The 21,149-nt window shown below is 56.9% G+C and carries 16 protein-coding genes and 1 other annotated feature; of the genes, 8 read left to right on the top strand and 8 right to left on the bottom strand.

All coding sequences use genetic code 11. The features are described from left to right. Positions 1 to 368 precede the first annotated feature (368 nt). Entirely contained in the window at positions 369 to 3,518 is a 3,150-nt protein-coding gene (acrB, locus tag EDF81_RS20665) for a multidrug efflux RND transporter permease subunit AcrB (RefSeq protein ID WP_123350043.1), read from the bottom strand. Positions 3,519 to 3,540: 22 nt separating this feature from the next. Continuing rightward, a complete protein-coding gene (acrA, locus tag EDF81_RS20660; protein ID WP_123350042.1) occupies positions 3,541 to 4,737 on the bottom strand; it encodes a multidrug efflux RND transporter periplasmic adaptor subunit AcrA in 1,197 nt (398 codons plus the stop codon). Between the two features lie 143 nt (positions 4,738 to 4,880). Between acrA and acrR the strand changes: the two genes are divergently transcribed. Continuing rightward, positions 4,881 to 5,534, top strand: a complete 654-nt coding sequence (gene acrR / locus EDF81_RS20655) for a multidrug efflux transporter transcriptional repressor AcrR (protein WP_123350041.1) — start codon at positions 4,881 to 4,883, stop codon at positions 5,532 to 5,534. Positions 5,535 to 5,660: 126 nt separating this feature from the next. After that, positions 5,661 to 8,993, top strand: coding sequence for a mechanosensitive channel MscK (gene mscK, locus EDF81_RS20650; RefSeq protein ID WP_123350040.1), 3,333 nt, complete (start codon positions 5,661 to 5,663; stop codon positions 8,991 to 8,993). Between the two features lie 22 nt (positions 8,994 to 9,015). On the opposite strand, the gene rsmS is transcribed toward mscK, so the two are convergent. Together rsmS and priC are read right to left on the bottom strand one after the other, a co-directional pair. Next, positions 9,016 to 9,174: a pleiotropic regulatory protein RsmS gene (gene rsmS / locus EDF81_RS20645; RefSeq protein ID WP_123350039.1), complete on the bottom strand. Its 159-nt coding sequence runs from the start codon at positions 9,172 to 9,174 to the stop codon at positions 9,016 to 9,018. A gap of 18 nt (positions 9,175 to 9,192) precedes the next feature. Further along, the gene (gene priC, locus EDF81_RS20640) at positions 9,193 to 9,720 is read right to left on the bottom strand and encodes a primosomal replication protein N'' (RefSeq protein ID WP_123350038.1); all 528 of its coding nucleotides are present in this window, start codon (positions 9,718 to 9,720) and stop codon (positions 9,193 to 9,195) included. A 68-nt stretch (positions 9,721 to 9,788) separates the two neighbouring features. Here priC and EDF81_RS20635 point away from each other — a divergent pair, with 68 nt between their 5' ends. The 6 genes from EDF81_RS20635 to htpG all read left to right on the top strand — a co-directional run bounded on the left by EDF81_RS20635 (position 9,789) and on the right by htpG (position 15,983). Continuing rightward, positions 9,789 to 10,166 carry a DUF454 family protein gene (locus EDF81_RS20635; RefSeq protein ID WP_123350037.1) on the top strand — a complete coding sequence of 126 codons (378 nt, stop codon included), beginning with the start codon at positions 9,789 to 9,791 and terminating at the stop codon, positions 10,164 to 10,166. A gap of 153 nt (positions 10,167 to 10,319) precedes the next feature. Further along, positions 10,320 to 10,871, top strand: a complete 552-nt coding sequence (apt, locus tag EDF81_RS20630; protein ID WP_123350036.1) for an adenine phosphoribosyltransferase — start codon at positions 10,320 to 10,322, stop codon at positions 10,869 to 10,871. A gap of 216 nt (positions 10,872 to 11,087) precedes the next feature. Further along, a complete protein-coding gene (gene dnaX, locus EDF81_RS20620) occupies positions 11,088 to 13,022 on the top strand; it encodes a DNA polymerase III subunit gamma/tau (RefSeq protein WP_123350035.1) in 1,935 nt (644 codons plus the stop codon). Continuing rightward, positions 12,355 to 12,419 (top strand) — a sequence feature (DnaX frameshifting element). (Overlaps the previous gene by 65 nt.) A gap of 45 nt (positions 13,023 to 13,067) precedes the next feature. Then, entirely contained in the window at positions 13,068 to 13,397 is a 330-nt protein-coding gene (locus EDF81_RS20615) for a YbaB/EbfC family nucleoid-associated protein (protein ID WP_123350034.1), read from the top strand. Beyond that, on the top strand, positions 13,397 to 14,002 hold the full coding sequence (gene recR, locus EDF81_RS20610; protein WP_123350033.1) for a recombination mediator RecR: 606 nt from the start codon (positions 13,397 to 13,399) through the stop codon (positions 14,000 to 14,002). Before EDF81_RS20615 ends, recR begins: the two co-directional genes overlap by 1 nt. A 106-nt stretch (positions 14,003 to 14,108) precedes the next feature. After that, positions 14,109 to 15,983, top strand: a complete 1,875-nt coding sequence (htpG, locus tag EDF81_RS20605; RefSeq protein WP_184999557.1) for a molecular chaperone HtpG — start codon at positions 14,109 to 14,111, stop codon at positions 15,981 to 15,983. A 45-nt stretch (positions 15,984 to 16,028) separates the two neighbouring features. Here the strand turns inward: htpG and EDF81_RS20600 are convergent, their stop codons facing one another. From EDF81_RS20600 to ybaL, 4 genes are all read right to left on the bottom strand, one after another. Further along, positions 16,029 to 17,333: an inosine/guanosine kinase gene (locus EDF81_RS20600; RefSeq protein WP_123350031.1), complete on the bottom strand. Its 1,305-nt coding sequence runs from the start codon at positions 17,331 to 17,333 to the stop codon at positions 16,029 to 16,031. A 62-nt stretch (positions 17,334 to 17,395) separates the two neighbouring features. Further along, complete coding sequence (hemH, locus tag EDF81_RS20595; protein ID WP_123350030.1) at positions 17,396 to 18,358, bottom strand: ferrochelatase; 963 nt, start codon at positions 18,356 to 18,358, stop codon at positions 17,396 to 17,398. Between the two features lie 123 nt (positions 18,359 to 18,481). Beyond that, complete coding sequence (gene adk / locus EDF81_RS20590) at positions 18,482 to 19,126, bottom strand: adenylate kinase (RefSeq protein ID WP_123350029.1); 645 nt, start codon at positions 19,124 to 19,126, stop codon at positions 18,482 to 18,484. Positions 19,127 to 19,286: 160 nt separating this feature from the next. Next, positions 19,287 to 20,963: a YbaL family putative K(+) efflux transporter gene (gene ybaL / locus EDF81_RS20585; protein WP_123350028.1), complete on the bottom strand. Its 1,677-nt coding sequence runs from the start codon at positions 20,961 to 20,963 to the stop codon at positions 19,287 to 19,289. Positions 20,964 to 21,149: the final 186 nt, after the last annotated feature.

The following is a 21,149-nucleotide window of genomic DNA, read 5'->3' as shown; positions in this document are numbered from 1 at the left end:
TACGAAAAATTACAATTAAGTCATTTTTTTGCATTATCCCGATAACCTTGATGGACGGGCGTTTGCTGCGGGAGACGTGCGTGGTATCTGAAAATACTCAGCCTTACAAATCATCAAGTTATCATTCTGCTTTGAGATAAAAGCATTCTTAATTCACAATTCCTTCTTTTTCTTCCAGGAATATTCTTAATGAAACCGGTTTACTCTGTGAATAAAGATTCGCCTGGTTAGCGCAGGGATATTGCCGGGGGGATCATTATATCTTATTTCGTCTTCATAAAATAAAAGAACGTACAATAAGGCGTTTCTGGTTTCGGATGAAAGGCAAAAAAAAGGCCGCTTTCGCGGCCTTCAGAAGAAGAGGGGGATTAATGATGCTCAACCTTATGGCTGTGCTCAATATCTTCGCTTTTGCGGCTAAAGCGGCGGCGTACCACCACAAAGAACACCGGTACGAAGAAGATAGCCAGCACGGTTGCCGTGACCATCCCACCCAGAACGCCGGTACCTACCGCATTCTGTGCGCCGGAACCTGCACCGGAGCTGATCACCAGCGGCATAACGCCGAGCATAAATGCCAGTGAGGTCATCAGAATAGGACGCAGACGCATACGGACAGCATCGAGCGTTGCCTCAATCAGGCCTTTACCTTCTTTATCCATCAGATCTTTGGCGAATTCGACGATCAATATCGCGTTCTTCGCCGACAGGCCAATGGTTGTCAGCAGGCCCACCTTGAAGTAAACGTCGTTAGACATTTCGCGGAAGGTGGCCGCCATCAGCGCGCCGATAACCCCAAGCGGGACCACCAGCATAACCGAGAACGGAATCGACCAGCTCTCATACAGCGCGGCCAGACACAGGAAGACCACGATCAGCGAGATGGCGTACAGGGCGGTGGACTGGTTCCCGGACAGACGTTCCTGATAGGACATGCCCGTCCAGTCATAGCCAATACCCGCAGGCAGTTTACCCGCCAGGCTTTCCATCATCGCCATCGCTTCACCGGTACTCTTGCCCGGGACGGCCTCACCCTGGATCTGCATCGACGGCTGACCGTTATAGCGTTCCAGACGCGGTGAACCGTACTCCCAGCGGGTGGTGGCGAAGGCGTTCAGCGGCACCATCTGCCCTGAGCTACCGCGTACGTACCAGTTGGAAATGTCTTTCGGCAGCATGCGGTACTCCGCTTCGGACATCAGATAGACTTTTTTCACGCGACCGCGGTCGATAAAGTCATTCACGTAGCTGCCGCCCCAGGCGGTCGCCAGCGTGGTATTGATGTCGCTAAGGGAGACGCCCAGCGCCTGCGCTTTTTCCTGATCGATATCGATCTTGAACTGCGGTGTATCTTCCAGACCGTTAGGACGGACACCCGCCAGCAAATCAGGATGCTGGGCGGCTTCGCCAAGCAGCTGGTTACGGGCCTGCGTCAGTTTCTCGTGACCCAGGTTAGCCTCATCGATCAGCTGGAAGTCAAAGCCGGTTGCGGTACCCAGCTCAACGATTGCCGGCAGGTTAAAGGCGAACACCATCGCATCTTTAATCTGCGAGAACGCGCCCATTGCCCGGCCGGTAATGGCGTCAACCTTGTTCTCAGCACCCGGACGGTCACCCCAGTCTTTCAGCGACACGAAGGCAATACCGGTGTTCTGGCCACGACCTGCAAAACCGAAGCCGTTAACGGCGAACACGGAGTTCACGTTATCTTTTTCGTTTTTCAGGTAGTAGTCAGTCACGCCATCCAGTACCTTCTGCGTCCGCTCCTGAGTCGCGCCCGCAGGCAGCTGAACCATGGTCAGGAACACGCCCTGATCCTCAGACGGCAGGAACGAGCTTGGCAGGCGCACAAACAGCACGGCCATACCGGCAACGATGACCACGTAGAGCAGCAGGTAACGACCCGTGCTGCGCAGAATACGGCCTACGCTGTCGGTGTAGTGGTTGGTGCTGGTCTCAAACATGCGGTTAAACCAGCCGAAGAAGCCTTTTTTCCCTTCGCCGTGGTCGCCCTTAGCAACAGGTTTCAGCATGGTGGCACAGAGTGCCGGCGTCAGGATCAACGCCACCAGCACCGACAGCACCATCGCGGAAACGATGGTAATGGAGAACTGACGGTAAATCGCACCGGTCGAGCCACCAAAGAAGGCCATCGGAATAAATACCGCAGAGAGCACCATGGCAATACCGACCAGCGCGCTCTGAATCTGCCCCATGGACTTGCGGGTTGCCTCTTTCGGCGGCAGCCCTTCTTCCACCATCACGCGCTCGACGTTTTCCACCACCACGATGGCGTCATCGACCAGCAGGCCTATCGCCAGCACCATCGCGAACATCGTCAGGGTGTTTATCGAGTAGCCAAACGCCGAGAGGATAGCGAAGGTCCCGAGCAGTACCACCGGCACCGCAATGGTCGGGATAAGCGTGGCCCGGAAGTTCTGCAGGAACAGATACATCACGATAAAGACCAGGATGATCGCTTCCGTCAGCGTTTTCACCACTTCGAAGATAGAGATCTTAACGAACGGTGTGGTGTCGTACGGATAAACGATTTCCAGACCGGCCGGGAAGCTGGCCTTCATGCGATCGAGCTCGGCACGGACCGCGTTAGCGGTATCCAGCGCGTTCGCCCCTGTTGCCAGTTTGATCCCCAGACCGGAAGCCGGTTTGTTATTAAAGCGGGCAATGATGTCGTAGTTTTCACCACCCAGCTCAATACGCGCGACGTCGCTCAGGCGAACCTGCGAACCGTCCTGGTTAACCTTCAGCAGAATTTTGCCGAACTCTTCCGTGGAGGTCAGACGGGTTTGCGCGATGATCGAGGCGTTCAGCTGCTGGCCTGCAACCGGCGGCGTACCGCCAAGCTGGCCTGCGGCGATCTGGGCGTTCTGCGCTTTAATCGCGGCAATCACGTCGACCGGCGTCAGTGCGAAGTTGTTCAGCTTCGTCGGGTCCATCCAGATACGCATTGCGTACTGGGAACCGAACAGCTGCACGTCACCTACGCCGGAAGTTCGGCTGATAGGATCCTTCATGTTCGCTGCGACGTAGTCGGAAATGTCGTTCTGGTCCATGGAGCCGTCGGCGCTGATGACGCCAACAACCATCAGGAAGCTACTTGACGATTTCTCGACGCTCACGCCCTGCTGCTGTACTTCCTGAGGAAGCAACGGCATTGCCAGCTGCAGTTTGTTCTGCACCTGAACCTGAGCGATATCGGCATTGGTATCGGAATCAAAGGTCAGCGTAATCTGTACGGAGCCCGTAGAATCACTGGCGGAGGACATGTACAACAGGCCATCGATACCGTTCATATTCTGTTCGATAACCTGGGTTACGGTGTCCTGCACCGTTTTTGCGTCAGCGCCGGGATAGTTCGCGGATACTGTAATCGCAGGTGGCGCAATCGTTGGATATTGCGCGACCGGCAGCTTCAGTATCGCAAGCCCCCCCGCCAGCATGACGATGATGGCGATCACCCATGCGAATATGGGGCGATCGATAAAGAAATTTGGCATGTCTTAACGGCTCCTGTTTAAGTTAAGACTTGGGCTGTTCCGCCTGAGCACCGCCAGCGGACTGCTCTTTACTGTCTTCTTTCGTCACTTCCTGAGCTTTAACCTGAGCGCCAGGGCGGACTTTCTGCAGACCCGTAACAATCACGCGGTCGCCGGTTTTCAGACCATCCGTTACCAGCCATTTGTCGCCAATCGCCTGAGTGGCGGTAATCTGACGAACTTCGACCTTATCACCTTCACCCACGACCATCGCAGTCGCGTCGCCGCGTGGCGTACGGGAGACGCCCTGTTGCGGAACCAGCATGGCGTTCGGGTTAACCCCTTCTTCCAGTTTGGCGCGGACAAACATGCCCGGCAGCAGAGTGTTATCCGGGTTCGGGAAGACGGCGCGCAGCGTGATAGAGCCGGTGGTCTGGTCAACGCTGACGTCGGAAAACTCCAGGGTACCGGTCTGCGGGTATTTGCTACCGTCATTGGTCACCAGCTCAACCTTCGCCTTGCCGTTTTCCTGTTTCAGGGTGCCGTTAGCCAGCTCCTGTTTCAGGCGCAGATAGTCGTTGCTGGACTGGGTCACATCAACGTAGAGCGGGTCCAGCTGCTGAACGGTTGCCAGCGCGGTCGCCTGACCGCTCTGTACCAGCGCGCCTTCGGTCACGGAGGATTTACCAATGCGCCCGCTGATAGGCGAGGTCACTTTGGTATAGGCCAGATTAATACGGGCCGTTTCCACCGCGGCTTTCGCAGCGATAACCGAGGCGTTTGCCTGCAGTGCATCCGCCTGGGCCGTATCGTAATCCTGCTGGCTGATGTACTGAGTACCCAGCAGTTTCTGATAACGTTTCAGCGTTAACTGCGCGATGCTGGCCGCAGCCTGAGCTTTCGCCAGGTCGCCTTTGGCGCTTTCATACGCTGCCTGATAGGTAGCAGGATCAATCTGATAGAGTGAAACACCCGCTTCTACGTCGCTCCCTTCGGTAAAGTGACGCTTCAGGATAATGCCGCTAACCTGAGGGCGTACTTCCGCGATGCGGTATGCGCTGGTGCGACCGGGAAGTTCAGTTGTTATCTGGAGAGGCTCGGCTTTCAGCGTGACGATGCCAACTTCCGGCATCTGCTGCCCGCCTTGCTGAGCCTGATTATCGTCACATCCTGTAAGCGCTAAGCCGCCAGAGAGCAAGAGAACGATCGCCAGAGGCGTGAATCCTCTGTTTTTGTTCATAGGTAAACCTCGAGTGTCCGATTTCAAATTGATCAATGGATCACAAAGTCCATAAACCCATTGCTGCGTTTATATTATCGTCGTGCTATGTTACAAACATTCACTAACGTATGTAAGACCAGCTCCTGTAAATTCACCGACATATGGCACGAAAAACCAAACAACAAGCGCTTGAGACTCGTCAGCATATCCTCGATGTGGCACTGCGTTTGTTCTCTCAACAAGGTGTTTCCTCTACCTCTCTGGCAGAGATCGCACAGGCTGCTGGTGTGACGCGTGGCGCTATTTACTGGCACTTTAAAAACAAGTCTGATTTGTTTAATGAGATATGGGAGTTGTCGGAGTCCAGCATTACCGATCTTGAGATTGAGTATCGGGCAAAATTCCCCGGCGATCCACTGTCAGTTTTGAGAGAAATTTTGGTTTATATCCTTGAAGCGACAGTTAATGAAGAGCGCCGACGTTTAATGATGGAAATCATTTTTCATAAGTGTGAGTTTGTTGGCGAAATGGCGGTGGTGCAGCAGGCGCAGCGCAGCTTGTGCCTGGAGAGTTATGACCGAATCGAGCAAACGCTCAATGACTGTATTGCGGCAAAAATGCTGCCGGTCAATTTACTCACGCGCCGGACGGCCATTCTGATGCGCAGCTTTATTTCCGGCATTATGGAGAACTGGCTGTTCGCCCCGCAGTCATTCGATCTGAAAAAAGAAGCCCGCGACTACGTGGCGATCCTGCTGGAAATGCTCCAGCTTTGCCCCACGCTGCGCACGCGGGCGGACAGCGTGACGGCCTGAGCCCCATTCATTCACGAAATAGATTATTCCTGGCGTCAGGCGCTATCCGGCTGACGCTCCGGCGTGGTATTCTTGCGCGCTACATCCCCGGTCTCTCCGGCCCCTGAATTCACTCACGCTGAAACTATGCTGCACTTTACTCGTTCGCTAAAAGCGTTCTCCACTCTGCTTGTCGCTTTGATGTTGTATTTTGCCGGTCTGCTGCTGGCCGATGCCCACGCGGCGACGGCTAATGAGATCCCCGATCGTGCTGATATCCAGAGCCAGCTTGCCACGCTCAACAAGCAAAAAGAGCTCTCCGGGCAGGACAAGCTCATCCAACAGGATCTGACTCAAACCCTGGAAGCGCTGGATAAAATCGACCGCCTGAAACAGGATACCGCCCAGCTTCGTCAGCGGGTGGCGCAGGCGCCGGAGCAGATGCGTAAGGCCAGTGACGGGCTTAATGCGCTGAACAACCCGGACAGCGATGAGGCGGTGAAGCAGAATCTGAATCAGATGTCTCTGCGTCAGCTGGAAAACCGCCTGAGCAAGCTGCTGGAAGATTTGCAAAACGCCCAGAACGATCTCGCCACGTATAATAGCCAGCTGGTTTCGCTGCAAACCCAGCCCGAGCGCGTTCAGAACGCCATGTACAACGCCTCGCAGCAGCTTCAGCTGCTGCGCAATCGCCTGAGCGGCTCTGCGCCGGGCGAGCAGCCGCTGCGTCCGACTCAGCAGACGCTGATGCTGGCACAGCAGGGGCTACTCAATGCGGAGATCGAGCAGCAGCGTAAGAGCCTTGAAGGCAATACGACCTTGCAGGACACGCTGCAGAAGCAGAGAGATTTCGCCACGGCGAACATTAACCAGCTTGAGCATCAGCTCCAGCTGTTGCAGGAAGCGGTAAACAGCAAGCGTCTGATCCTGACTGAGAAAACGGCTCAGGAAGCGGTAACCCCGGACGAGACGGCGCGCATCCAGGAAAATCCGCTGGTGAAACAGGAGCTGGAACTTAACCATCAGCTCAGCCAGCGGCTGATTGCGGCGACGGAGCAGGGCAATACCCTGGTGCAGCAGAATATCCGCGTCAAAAACTGGCTCGACCGCGCCCTGCAGTCCGAGCGCAATATTAAAGAGCAGATCGCGGTGCTCAAAGGCAGCCTGCTGCTGTCGCGTATTCTCTATCAGCAACAGCAGACCCTGCCTTCCCCTGGCGATCTGAAAGATATGACCACCCGCATTGCCGACCTGCGCCTTGAGCAGTTCGAAATCAACGAGCAGCGTGACGCCCTGTTCCAGAGCGACGTCTGGGCCGCGAAAGTGGAAGAGGGGCACCAGAGCGAGGTGAACGATGACGTTCACGATGCGCTGCTGCAGGTGGCGGATATGCGCCGCGAGCTGCTGGACCAGCTCAACAAACAGCTGGGCAGTCAGCTGATGATGGCAATTAACCTCCAGGTTAACCAACAGCAGCTGATGAGCGTATCGACAAACCTTCAGCAGATCCTCACCCAGCAGATGTTCTGGGTAAACAGCAACAAACCGATGGACTGGGAGTGGGTTAAGGCGTTCCCGCAGGCGCTAAAAGATCAATTCTCGGCGATGAAAATTACCGTTAACTGGGAAAAAGCCGGGCCGGCGGTACTGATGGCCTTCCTGGCCGGTCTGCCTCTGTTGCTGATTGCCGGGGTCATTCGCTGGCGGCTTAAGTGGTTGAAAAAATGGCAGGCGAAGCTCGCCGACGACGTTGGCTCCCTGCGTAACGACAGCCAGCTGCATACGCCGAAGGCGATTCTTATCGATCTGATCCGCGCTCTGCCGGTGTGCCTGCTGATCCTCGCGGCGGGGCTGATTCTGCTGACCATGCAGCTTAATATCAGCGAACTGCTGTGGGCATTCAGTAAAAAACTCACCATGTTCTGGCTGGTGTTCGGCCTGTGCTGGAAAGTGCTGGAAAAAGACGGTGTCGCCATCCGGCACTTCAATATGCCGGTAGAGCTGACCAGCCACTGGCGGCGACAGATTGTGCGCATCAGCCTGGCCCTGCTGCCGCTGCATTTCTGGTCTGTGGTGGCCGAACTCTCCCCGCTGCATCTGATGGACGATGCGATGGGGCAGTTTGTGATCCTGCTGAATCTGCTGCTGATTGCGGTGCTGGTATGGCCCATGTGTCGCGAAAGCTGGCGAGACAAAGAGTCCCATACCCTGCGGCTGGTGACCATCACGGTGCTGTCGATTGTTCCCGTTGCGCTGATGGTGCTGACGGCGACCGGCTATTTCTATACCACGCTGCGCCTGTCCGGGCGCTGGATTGAAACCGTCTACCTGGTGATCTTCTGGAACCTCCTGTTCCAGACGGTGCTGCGCGGCCTCAGCGTGGCGGCACGGCGTATCGCCTATCGCCGTGCGCTGGCACGTCGCCAGAATCTGGTGAAAGAGGGCGCAGAAGGCGCCGAGCCGCTGGAAGAGCCGACCATCGCGCTGGAGCAGGTGAACCAGCAGACGCTGCGCATCACGATGCTGGTGATGGTGGCCCTGTTCGGGGTGCTGTTCTGGGCGATCTGGTCAGATCTGATTTCCGTGTTTGCCTATCTGGATAGCATTACCCTCTGGCACTACAACGGCACCGAAGCCGGCGTGGCGATGGTGAAAAGCGTCACCCTGGGCAGCCTGCTGTTTGCGGTGGTGTCGGCGATGGTGGCCTGGGCGCTGATCCGCAACCTGCCGGGGCTGCTCGAAGTGCTGATCCTTTCCCGGCTCAATATGCGTCAGGGAGCCTCCTACGCCATTACCTCGATCCTGAACTACGGCATTATTGGCGTGGGGGCAATGACGGTATTTGGTTCGCTGGGCGTCTCCTGGGACAAACTGCAGTGGCTGGCGGCGGCGTTATCGGTCGGCCTTGGTTTTGGCCTGCAGGAGATCTTCGGTAACTTTGTCTCCGGCCTGATCATCCTCTTTGAACGCCCGGTGCGCATTGGCGATACGGTGACTATCGGGACATTCTCCGGCACGGTCAGTAAGATCCGTATCCGCGCCACGACCATCACCGATTTCGATCGTAAAGAGGTGATCATTCCGAACAAGGCGTTTGTGACCGAGCGGCTGATCAACTGGTCCCTGAGCGATACCATTACCCGCGTGGTGGTGCGTCTTGGCGTGGCCTACGGTTCGGATCTGGATAAGGTGAAAGAGGTGCTGCTGCAGGCGGCGAAAGAGCATCCAAAAGTGATGCACGATCCCGAGCCGTCGGTATTCTTTACCACCTTCGGAGCCAGCACCCTCGATCACGAGCTGCGCCTGTACGTGCGTGAGCTGCGCGATCGCAGCTATACCGTGGATGAGCTGAACCGCACTATCGATCGTCTGTGCCGTGAAAACGGGATCGATATTGCGTTCAACCAGCTGGAAGTGCATCTGCGCAACGATAAAGGCGATGAGCAGAAGATTATCGGCGGCGAGAAGCCGGTGCTCTAATCCTGTCTTCCCCCTCTGCTTTTTACTGAGAGGGGGAAGCGGCCTTAAGCTTGTTCTCAAAATCCCGCTTCACGATCGCCAGCGCGTTCAGCACCGTCTCCGGCGGGATCTCATGTTCTTCCAGCAGCATAATCAAATCCACCGCCAGCTTGACGTCATCCGGGGCATTGTCGAGCGACATTCGGGTTACTCCTTTTTATTAGCGGGTCATGCGCGCCAGGCTTGCATCAATGGCGCTTAGCGCCTGCTGGCATCGGGTCAGGCGTTCGCCGTAAAGCTGGATTTCGCGCAGCAGCCGCTGCTGTTCATCCAGGCTTGTCGCCCGGGCCAGGCGCTGCTCACGTTCGGTTTTCATCTCTATCAGGCGGCGTTCAAATTCCTGATGCTGAAGCCGCTTCCGTTGCCAGCGGGCGATACCCGGCGAAGGGCTATCCCAGCCGCGCAGGGACCAGCTTGCCGCTTCCCGGCTTATCGCCGCCATCTGGCAGGCCAGGTGTTCCGCAAGCCAGGCGACCTGCGGTAGCCGGGCCTCGTCTACCGCCTGGCGCAGCGCCTGCAGATTATCGTCCGCTTCGTTCAGGCAGGCCCGCAGTTGGGTGCTGCGCGTGCGAAAGAGCTGGCGATCGAAGCGGGCGCTCAGGGCGGTATGATCGGCCAGCGGCATCACCTGCTGGCGCAGTTCCGCTAACTGCCGTTCAAGGGTTTGTAAAAGCCGCGCCGTTTTCACATCTCTCTCCGCTGTAAATTTCACGGGCTATGCTACAGTAGCCGCCAGGTTTGATAACGATTCGCATTATGAAACGTACTATTCTACTCATCATTGGCTGGCTGGCGGTAGCCCTGGGTACGCTGGGTGTGGTTTTACCCCTGCTGCCGACAACGCCTTTTATTCTGCTGGCCGCCTGGTGTTTTGCCCGCTCATCGCCACGCTTTCACCACTGGCTACTCTATCGTTCCTGGTTCGGCGGCTACCTGCGCCACTGGCAGGAACACCGCGCGATGCCGCCTGGCGCTAAGCCGCGGGCGATTGCTGTTATTCTGATCACCTTTGCGATTTCTCTCTGGCTGGTGAATATGCTGTGGGTGCGTTTTTTACTGCTGGGTATCCTCACCTGCCTGCTGATTTTTATGTGGCGCATCCCCGTGGTTGACGAAAAGCAACAAAAGCCGTAGCGGGCAGCAAAGTCAGTTGCAATTGTCCCGCGCAAACAGTAAATTCGACCGTTTTCGAGCACGGGTACCGGTGGTTAAAGGTTAAACAATTGTTACCTTTAATTCGACGCGGATGCCTTGTGAGCAATACCGTATTAATCAGGCACAAAACCTATGACCGCAACTGCGCAGCAGCTTGAATTTCTTAAAAACAGCATTAAAAGCATCCAGGACTATCCGAAACCTGGCATTCTTTTCCGTGACGTCACCAGCCTGCTGGAAGACCCGAAAGCCTATGCCCTGAGCATTGAATTGCTGGTAGAGCGCTATAAAGACGCCGGTATCACCAAAGTGGTGGGTACCGAGGCGCGTGGCTTCCTGTTTGGGGCGCCGGTGGCACTGGCGATGGGCGTAGGTTTCGTCCCGGTGCGCAAACCGCGCAAACTGCCGCGTGAAACCATCGCTGAAAGCTACGAGCTGGAATACGGCACCGATCAGCTGGAGATTCACGTTGATGCCATCAATGCCGGTGACAAAGTGCTGGTGGTCGATGACCTGCTGGCAACCGGCGGCACCATTGAAGCCACCGTCAAACTGATCCGCCGTCTGGGTGGGGAAGTGACCGACGCGGCCTTTATTATCAACCTGTTCGATCTGGGCGGCGAACAGCGCCTGGAAAAACAGGGCATCACCAGCTTTAGCCTGGTGCCGTTCCCGGGCCACTAATTCTTCATATATATACCCAAAATAATTCGAGTTGCATCGCGGCGGCAAACGAGTGAACCCCCAGGAGCTTAGATAACTAAGTGACTGGGGTGAGCGAGTGCAGCCAACAAAGAGGCAACTTGAAGTATGAAGGGTATAACAGCCTCGCCCACAGGGTGGGGCTGTGTTAGCATAATCCCCTCGTGAATCCACCTTCCAGGCGTTTCTGAGTCAGCAATGAGTTATCAGGTCTTAGCCCGAAAATGGCGCCCACAAACCTTCGCTGACGTTGTCGGCCAGGAACATGTGCTGACAGCACTGGCGAACGGCTTATCGCTGGGGCGCATTCATCACGCATATCTCTTTTCCGGCACCCGTGGGGTCGGAAAAACCTCTATTGCCCGCCTGCTTGCCAGGGGGCTGAACTGCGAAACCGGGATTACCGCCACGCCCTGCGGCGTCTGCGATAACTGCCGGGAAATCGAGCAGGGGCGCTTTGTCGATCTGATTGAGATCGATGCCGCGTCGCGCACGAAAGTCGAAGACACCCGCGATCTGCTGGACAACGTCCAGTACGCGCCGGCGCGTGGCCGCTTTAAGGTCTACCTGATCGATGAAGTGCATATGCTCTCGCGGCATAGCTTTAACGCGCTGTTGAAAACGCTGGAAGAGCCGCCTTCGCACGTTAAATTCCTGCTGGCTACCACCGATCCGCAGAAGCTGCCGGTGACCATTCTGTCCCGCTGCCTGCAGTTCCATCTTAAGGCGCTGGACGTTGAACAGATCCGCGCCCAGCTGGAGCGCGTCCTTACCGCAGAGCAGATTAGCTTCGAGCCACGCGCATTGCAGCTTCTGTCCCGCGCTGCCGACGGCAGCCTGCGCGACGCGCTGAGCCTGACCGATCAGGCGATTGCCAGCGGCGCAGGGCAGCTGAACGGCGACGTCGTCAGCACCATGCTTGGCACCCTTGATGACGATCAGGCTCTCTCCTTAATCGAGGCGATTATCGCCGCCGACGGCGAGCAGATGATGACCCGGGTTAACGAAGCCGCAGCCCGCGGCGTTGAGTGGGACGCCCTGCTGGTCGAGATGCAAAGCCTGCTGCATCGGGTTGCGATGGTGCAACTGTCGCCGTCCGCGCTGGGCAGCGATATGGCGACGGTAGAGCATCGGATGCGCGAACTGGCGCGGACGGTTTCGCCGACGGATATTCAGCTTTACTACCAGACGCTGCTGATGGGCCGCAAAGAGCTGCCTTTCGCACCGGACCGCCGCATGGGGATCGAAATGACCCTGCTGCGCGCGCTGGCGTTCCATCCGCAGAAACCGCTGCCGGAACCGGTACAGCAGTCCTTCGCGCCGGTGGCCCCCACCGCAGTTGTTAACCCTACTCAGGTGGTATCAACGCCGCCTGCGGATCTCGCGCCACCTGCGCCACAGTATGATGCACCGCTGCCGGACAGCACCAGCCAGGTGCTGGCGGCCCGCAGCCAGCTGCAGCGCGCTCAGGGAGCGACCAAAACAAAAAAGAGTGAACCGGCAGCCGCTTCCCGCGTGCGGCCGGTGAATAACGCCGCGCTGGAAAGACTGGCCTCCGTGACCGAACGGGTGCAGTCTCGCCCTTCGTCGCCGAAAGCGCCGTCTGCGCCGGTGAAAGAAGAGGCCTACCGCTGGAAGGCCACGACCGTAACGGAAGTGGTGAAAGAAGAAGTTGCCACGCCGAAGGCGCTGAAAAAGGCGCTTGAGCATGAAAAAACGCCGGAGCTGGCGGCAAAACTGGCCGTCGAAGCCATCGAACGCGACGACTGGGCGGCACAGGTGAGCCAGCTGAAGCTGCCGAAGCTGGTGGAGCAGGTGGCGCTGAACGCCTGGAAAGAGCAGAACGGTCAGACGGTATGTCTGCATCTGCGTTCCAGCCAGCGGCATCTGAATTCTGCCGGGGCGCAAAAGCTGCTGACAGAGGCAATGAGCGCCTTACAGGGCGTACCCGTTGAATTGACTATCATTGAAGATGATAATCCGACGGAGCGTACGCCGCTTGAATGGCGACAGGCCATTTATGAAGAGAAACTCGGCCAGGCGCGCGAGTCGATTATTGCGGATAATAACATCCAGACCCTGCGTCGTTTCTTCGATGCCGATCTGGATGAAGAGAGTATTCGTCCTATCTGATCGTAAGTTAACTTACGATCGTCAACCCTTGATGAGAGAGAGCCTATGTTTGGAAAAGGCGGTCTGGGTAACCTGATGAAACAGGCCCAGCAGATGCAGGAAAAAATGCAGCAGGCGCAGGCAGAGATCGCGCAGATCGAAGTTACCGGTGAATCCGGCGCGGGCCTGGTGAAAGTGACCATCAACGGCGCGCATAACTGCCGTCGCGTGGAGATCGATCCGAGCCTCTTCGACGATGACAAAGACATGCTGGAAGATCTGGTTGCTGCCGCATTTAACGATGCCGCTCGCCGTATCGATGAAACCCAGAAAGAGAAAATGGCCTCTGTTTCCTCCGGAATGCAGCTGCCACCAGGCTTTAAGATGCCGTTCTGATGCAAACCAGTCCGCTGTTAACTCAGCTGATGGAAGCACTGCGCTGCCTGCCGGGCGTTGGCCCGAAGTCGGCGCAGCGCATGGCGTTTACCCTGCTGCAGCGCGATCGCAGCGGCGGTATGCGCCTGGCGCAGTCTCTGACGCGTGCCATGTCGGAAATCGGCCACTGCGCCGATTGCCGCACCTTTACCGAGCAGGAACACTGCAATATCTGCACCAATCCGCGTCGTCAGGAGAACGGTCAAATCTGTGTGGTAGAGAGTCCTGCGGACATCTACGCCATTGAGCAGACCGGGCAGTTTTCCGGCCGTTACTTTGTGCTGATGGGCCATCTGTCGCCGCTTGACGGCATCGGGCCGGATGATATCGGTCTCGATCGCCTGGAGCAGCGTCTGGAGTCTGAAAAGCTGACGGAAGTGATCCTCGCCACCAACCCGACGGTGGAAGGGGAGGCGACCGCCAACTATATCGCCGAGCTTTGCGCGCAGTACGGCGTTGAAGCCAGCCGAATCGCCCACGGCGTGCCGGTCGGCGGCGAGCTGGAAATGGTCGACGGCACCACACTGTCCCACTCCCTTGCCGGACGCCATAAGATTCGTTTTTAAACAAACGGGAGCGGAAATTCCGTCTCCCGCTTGAAATACTTTTCCCCTGTCCCCATTTCTCCCTCAATCTGTTTTTCTCCAAATGGCATTGTTGAGGTCGAACTACATGAAAGGACAAGAAACCCGCGGCTTTCAGTCAGAAGTAAAACAACTTCTGCATCTGATGATCCATTCTCTCTACTCCAACAAAGAAATCTTCCTGCGCGAGCTTATCTCTAACGCGTCGGACGCGGCGGATAAACTGCGTTTCCGCGCGCTATCCAGCCCGGACCTCTATGAAGGCGACGGCGAACTGCGCGTCCGCGTTTCGTTTGATCAGGAAAAACGTACGCTGACCATCGCCGATAACGGCATCGGGATGAACCGTGAAGAGGTGATCGATCACCTCGGCACCATCGCTAAATCCGGCACCAAAGCCTTCCTGCAGTCGATGGGTTCCGATCAGGCCAAAGACAGCCAGCTGATCGGCCAGTTTGGCGTGGGCTTCTACTCTGCCTTTATCGTCGCTGACAAAGTCACCGTGCGTACCCGTGCGGCGGGCGACAGCGCGGAGAACGGCGTATTCTGGGAATCCGCTGGCGAAGGCGACTACACCGTGGCCGATATCAGCAAGGCGGATCGCGGGACTGAAATTACCCTGCACCTGCGCGAAGGGGAAGATGACTTCCTGAACGACTGGCGCGTGCGTTCGATTATCAGCAAGTACTCCGACCATATTGCCCTGCCGGTAGAGATCGAAAAACAGGAAGAGCAGGACGGTGAAACCGTTGTTTCCTGGGAGAAGATCAACAAGGCTCAGGCCCTGTGGACCCGCAGCAAGTCTGAAATCAAAGACGAAGAGTACACCGAGTTCTATAAGCATATCGCCCATGACTTCACCGATCCGCTGAGCTGGAGCCATAACCGCGTTGAGGGCAAGCAGGAGTACACCAGCCTGCTTTATATCCCGGCGCAGGCACCGTGGGATATGTGGAACCGCGATCATAAACACGGCCTGAAACTGTACGTGCAGCGCGTGTTTATCATGGACGAAGCCGAGCAGTTTATGCCGAACTACCTGCGCTTCGTGCGCGGCCTGATCGACTCCAACGATCTGCCGCTGAACGTGTCGCGTGAAATTCTGCAGGACAGCACCGTCACCCGCAATCTGCGTACCGCCCTGACCAAACGTGCGCTGCAGATGCTGGAAAAACTGGCTAAAGACGACGCGGAAAAATACCAGACCTTCTGGCAGCAGTTCGGTATGGCGCTGAAAGAGGGACCGGCGGAAGATAACGCTAACCTGCAGACCATCGCAAAACTGCTGCGCTTTGCCTCCACCCATACCGACTCTTCCGAGCAGAACGTCTCTCTGGACGAGTACGTCGCCCGCATGAAAGAAGGGCAGGAGAAGATCTACTTTATTACTGCCGACAGCTATGCGGCCGCGAAGAGCAGCCCGCATCTGGAACTGCTGCGTAAGAAAGGGATCGAGGTACTGCTGCTCTCCGATCGTATCGACGAGTGGATGATGAGCTACCTGACCGAGTTTGACGGTAAGGCGTTCCAGTCCGTCTCGAAAGCAGATGAGTCACTGGATAAGCTGGCGGATGAAGTGGACGACAGCACCAAAGAGGCAGAAAAACTGCTGACGCCGTTTGTTGAGCGCGTGAAAACCCTGCTGGGCGAGCGTGTGAAAGAAGTGCGTCTGACCCACCGTCTGACCGATACGCCGGCGATTGTGACCACGGAAAATGACGAAATGAGCACCCAGATGGCGAAGCTGTTTGCCGCTGCGGGCCAGAGCGTGCCGGACGTGAAGTATATCTTTGAGCTGAACCCGGACCATCCGCTGGTGAAACGCGTTGCCGACACCGAAGATGAACCTCGCTTTAACGAGTGGGTTGAGCTGCTGCTCGATCAGGCGCTGTTTGCGGAACGCGGCACCCTGGAAGATCCGAACCAGTTTATCCGTCGTATGAACCAGCTCCTGGTATCATAATCCCTGTGCGGCCAGTCGCCTGACTGGCCGCCATTCAGAGTCGTATTACCGTTCCCAGTAAGCCTCTTCCAGACTGTCTTCCCGATCCGGCAATCCGCGACTTAAGCGCGGCGAGTGCTGATTCAGCACCTGATAGCTGACGCGGTTAGCGTATTTGCACACCTGGGCCAGCGACGAGTAGGTCAGCCAGGTACACTTGTGCTTGCTGGAGTTAGGCACGTTCACCCGATGGTAATTATTGGCGGTGATATCGTGCAGCAGCGCGGCCAGCGCGCCGTCTCCGGCTCCGTTGGTGTTCATGATCTTTTCCGGCCCGCCCATATAAGGGGCGATATGGGAGTAGACCCGCAGCGGGTTGTCGCAATCCTGGAAACGCATGGCGCGGCTGAACTCATACTGGTTAAATTCGGCAATCGCGCCCGGCAGCAGCGGATGCTGGGTTTTGCGTTTTGCCTCATCTTCCGTATAGCCCGCCATAAACAGACCGACAGGTCCTGCGGTGCAGAGCACCAGATCGACCCACTCCAGCGCCTTATCGGCGGCCAGGAGCGGATCGCTTTCGCCGGTCAGGGCCAGGCCCTCTTCTTCGTTCATCGCCAGAATCGAGACGTTCTCTTTCAGGAAGGTCTGCCACCACTCCGGGTTGTCGGCAATGACGTATTTGGTGCCGAGGGTCAGCACCACCGGGACATTATGCTTCTTCGCATACGCAACGGCGGTCATGGTGGCTTCCGGCATCGGCTCGCCCGGCTTACAGCGCACCAGATAGGAGGTCAGCACCAGCGCGGAAGCACCGGCAATGACCGATTCAGGAATACTGTCGGCGCGCAGCTGGTTCATATGGCCCGGGCTGATGGCAAAGGTACGCTCGCCAGAATCGCTGATAAGGGTAAAGCAGCGGCCAATCGCGCCGTCGACGCCCTGAAGGTAGTTCAGGTCGGTGCGGCTGGAGGTATTGCACAGATAGCGGTAGGCATAGCCACCGATTTCAATATTGCTGCACATCACGCCCAGCAGGACCGAGCGGTCATCCGCCAGCACGGAGTAGTTGTGCATGGTATTGCCGATAGTGCCGCCGGCAAACTGGTGGGTAATTAAATTCTCGCGTACCAGCTCCTGGTACAGGGCTTCCGCCACCTCGTCGTCGATCACCAGAGAGTGACCGGCGCTTAAACCATAGCGGGTGATAAAGTCGTCATCCACTTTGGCTTCGATATCCACGAGGGTCTGATCGATGCCGACCACCCAGCTGGAGCCGACTTCGCTCTCCGGCTGAGTTTGCTGCAGCAGCGGATCGCGGGCGTTGACGGGGAAATAGTGTTTAGACTTGCGTTTACCGGGAAATTTCATGCGATTGACTGGGCTGACGAACGAAGGGGGGAATAGTAGCATATTCCCCCGAGCGGATGCGATCAGCGCCAGGGCGCGGTGAGGTTGGCCATCATCTCGATATGGCCTGCAGAAGCGTTAAGTGCTGGGATGTACTCATATTTTTTGCCACCGGCCTCAAGGAAAAATTCCTTATTCTGCACGGCAATCTCTTCCAGGGTTTCCAGACAGTCCGAGGCAAAGCCCGGGCAGAGGACCTGGATATGCCCGACGCCTTTTTCACCGAGCATTTTCAGCGTTTCATCCGTATAGGGCGTCAGCCACGGCTCACGGCCAAAGCGCGACTGGAAGGTCATCATGACTTTATCCGGGTCGATCCCGAGCGCCGAGACCAGCTCCCGGGTGGTGGCCCGGCAGCGCTGGGGATAGTCGTCGCCTTCATCAGCGTAGCGTTGAGGAATACCGTGATAGGAGAGCAGGAGCAGATCCGGCTCGCCGTGTTCGGCAAAGGAGGCGCGAACGCTGTCGGCCAGAGCCTGAATATAGTCCGGGTGTTCCGCGTAATCGCGAATAAAGGAGATACCGGGAATGGCGCGCTTCGTCGCCAGAATACGCGCCAGCTCGTCCCAGACGGCGGCAACGGTGGAGCAGGAGTACTGCGGATAGAGCGACAGCAGGACGATTTGCTCTACGCCCTGTGACAGAAGCTCATCGACCGCGCTGGCCAACGACGGTGAGCCGTAGCTCATGCCCAGCACGACGGGAACGTCCGGCAAACGGGCGGCAAGCGCCTGCTGCTGCTGGCGGCTGTAGACCATCAGCGGCGAACCTTCTTCCATCCACACAGACTGATACAGCTTTGCGACGCGCGGTGAGCGCAGCGGCAGGATCACCCCGCGCAGCAGCGGCCACCACAGCAGCCGGGGCGTATCCACCACGCGTTTATCGCTGAGGAATTGACGCAGATAGCGTTTTACCGCGTCCGGTGTCGGCGCATCAGGAGTGCCAAGGTTTGCCAGCAGGATGCCTGTTTTCGTCTTACCCATTACCGCCTCTTATCCATTAAATGGCTGATAATTGTAGCTGAAATGCGCTTAAACGGAACCAATCGAATTAACAGGCGGGAACAAAGAGGGGAGATTCCCCGACGTCTGTCGGGGAATAGTGGCTTAGCCGAGGATCTTTTCCAGCTCTGCACGTACCGCAGCAACGGCCTGATTGCCGTCTACTTTGGCGTACTGGGTGTTGCCCAGTTTAGCTTCGTTCTGGTAGTAGCCGATCAGCGGAGCGGTCATCTGATGGTATTCCACCAGGCGCTTACGCACGGTCTCTTCCTGATCGTCTTTACGGGTGCTCAGCTCTTCGCCGGTCACATCGTCTTTTCCTTCCACCTTCGGCGGATTGAATTTGATGTGGTAAACGCGGCCGGAAGCCGCATGGACGCGACGACCTACGATGCGATCAACAATCAGCTCATCCGGCACGTCGAATTCGAGAACGTAATCGACGTTAATACCGGCTTCTTTCATGGCGTCAGCCTGCGGAATGGTGCGCGGGAACCCGTCCAACAGGAAACCGTTACGGCAATCTTCCTGAGAGATGCGTTCTTTCACCAGGGCGATAACCAGTTCGTCAGTGACCAGTTTACCGGCATCCATGATGTCTTTTGCTTGTTTGCCCAGCTCGCTGCCGGATTTGACAGCCGCGCGCAGCATGTCACCAGTAGAGATCTGCGGAATGCCGTATTTCTCCATGATGAACTGAGCCTGAGTGCCTTTACCTGCGCCCGGAGCGCCGAGCAGAATGATACGCATTGCGTAGTTCCTCTACGTGTGAATTCTTGAGTATGTCAATTTGGGGGGAAAACCATATCACTAAAGCAGGTATCATCACAAGGAAGCGAGAGGGCGGGGAGCGGTTTCAGCCGCGTATCACGCGCCAAATCGCTCCCCTTTTATGGATAAATTCAGAGGGTTAACCGGTAACGGCAGTTTCCAGCGGCGGTTTTTCCAGCAGCTGCAGCATGGTATTGGCAATTTCACGTTCGCCCATCACCACCTGATTCGCGCCGCGCTCGGTAATATAGTCCACCTCATCGTCGTAGTGGGCGCGGGCAATAATCTCAATATTCGGACACTTCTCACGGGCGGAAGCGGCTATTTCACCGGCCTCGTAGCCGTTCGGCACCGTCAGCAGCAGCCAGCGGGCGCAGTCCAGATGCGCCAGATTCATGATCTCTTCATTGGCGGCGTTACCGAGTACCGCACGGATACCTCGCTCGCGCAGCTCGTCCACGCGGGTGCGCGACGTTTCAATGACGACCAGCGGAATGCCCTGCGCCATTAACTTCTCACCGAGCAGGCTACCCACGCGGCCAAAGCCGACCAGCAGCGCATGGTTGCAGATATCCACCGGGATCTGCTTCTCTTCTTCGATAGCCTCTTCCAGGGTCTGCTCTTCCAGAGTTTCGGTCTTGTCGAGATACTTCTCCAGCAGCGCAAACAGGATCGGGTTGAGCATAATCGACAGGATTGCGCCCGCCAGGACCAGGTTCTGTCCGGTCTGCGGCAGCAGATCCAGCGCCATGCCAAGACCGGCGAGGATAAAGGCGAATTCCCCGATTTGCGCCAGGCTGGTGGAGATGGTCAGCGCGGTGCGCTGGGAGTGACCAAACATGCGTACGATGAGGAATGCGGCCAGAGACTTACCGAAGATAATGATCGCCAGGGTGCCCAGCACGGCCAGCGGCTGTTCAATCAGGATCAGCGGGTCAAACAGCATCCCGACGGAGACAAAGAACAGGACCGCAAAGGCATCGCGCAGCGGCAGCGTATCATGCGCTGCACGGTGGCTTAGCTCAGATTCGTTCAGCACCATACCGGCAAAGAAAGCGCCGAGGGCGAAGGAGACATCGAACAGCTCAACCGCGCCGAAGGCGATACCGAGCGCCAGCGCCAGCACGGAGAGGGTGAACAGCTCGCGGGAGCCGGTGGCGGCGCTGCGGGCCAGAATCCACGGCACCAGGCGGCGGCCTACGACCATCATAATGACGATAAAGGCGACCACTTTGCCGATGGTAATGCCCATATCAACGGCCAGCGATGCCAGGCCGACGTTGCCTTTTTCGAGCATACCGGCAATGGCGGGCAGCAGCACCAGCGTCAGGACCATCACCAGGTCTTCGACTATCAGCCAGCCGATGGCAATCTGCCCGCGCTGACTGTCTATAAGCTGTCGTTCTTCAAGCGCGCGCAGCAGCACCACGGTACTGGCGGTCGACAGACAGAGGCCAAATACGATACCGGTCATTAATGACCAGCCCAGCAGGGACGAAAGCGCCATACCCAGCAGCGTCGCGACGGCTATCTGCGCGATAGCGCCGGGAATGGCGATAGACTTTACCGCCATCAAATCCTTGAGAGAGAAATGCAGCCCCACGCCAAACATCAGCAGGATAACGCCAAGCTCGGCCAGTTCGGGCGCGAGTTTAGTGTCGGCAACAAAACCGGGCGTAAAGGGACCCGCGAGAACCCCTGCTAACAGGTAGCCCACCAGAGGCGAGATGCGTAATCGTTGTGCAAGCATACCAAGGATAAAGGCCAGTACGAGGCCGCCAACAATGGTGGTGATAAGCGGGGTGGCGTGATGCATTCCGTCTCCTTTCGACTGTGGTTGATCCATTTCCGGTTATAAAACCAAAAGTCCTGGTAATAGTTTATGACAGTTTTGGCTCGGATGTTTATGAATTATTGTTGAATTTTGAAGAAAATTGGATGTTGGCTGCAAAACAGCACGGATCGGAAAGTATTGCCCGGTCTTGAAGGCGAAGTCGCGCTA

It is taken from the genome of Enterobacter sp. BIGb0383 (assembly GCF_003751845.1).
Lineage (GTDB): Bacteria > Pseudomonadota > Gammaproteobacteria > Enterobacterales > Enterobacteriaceae > BIGb0383.
Note: the sequence above shows the minus strand (reverse complement) of the source record. Positions and strands in the feature narration are given on the sequence as shown.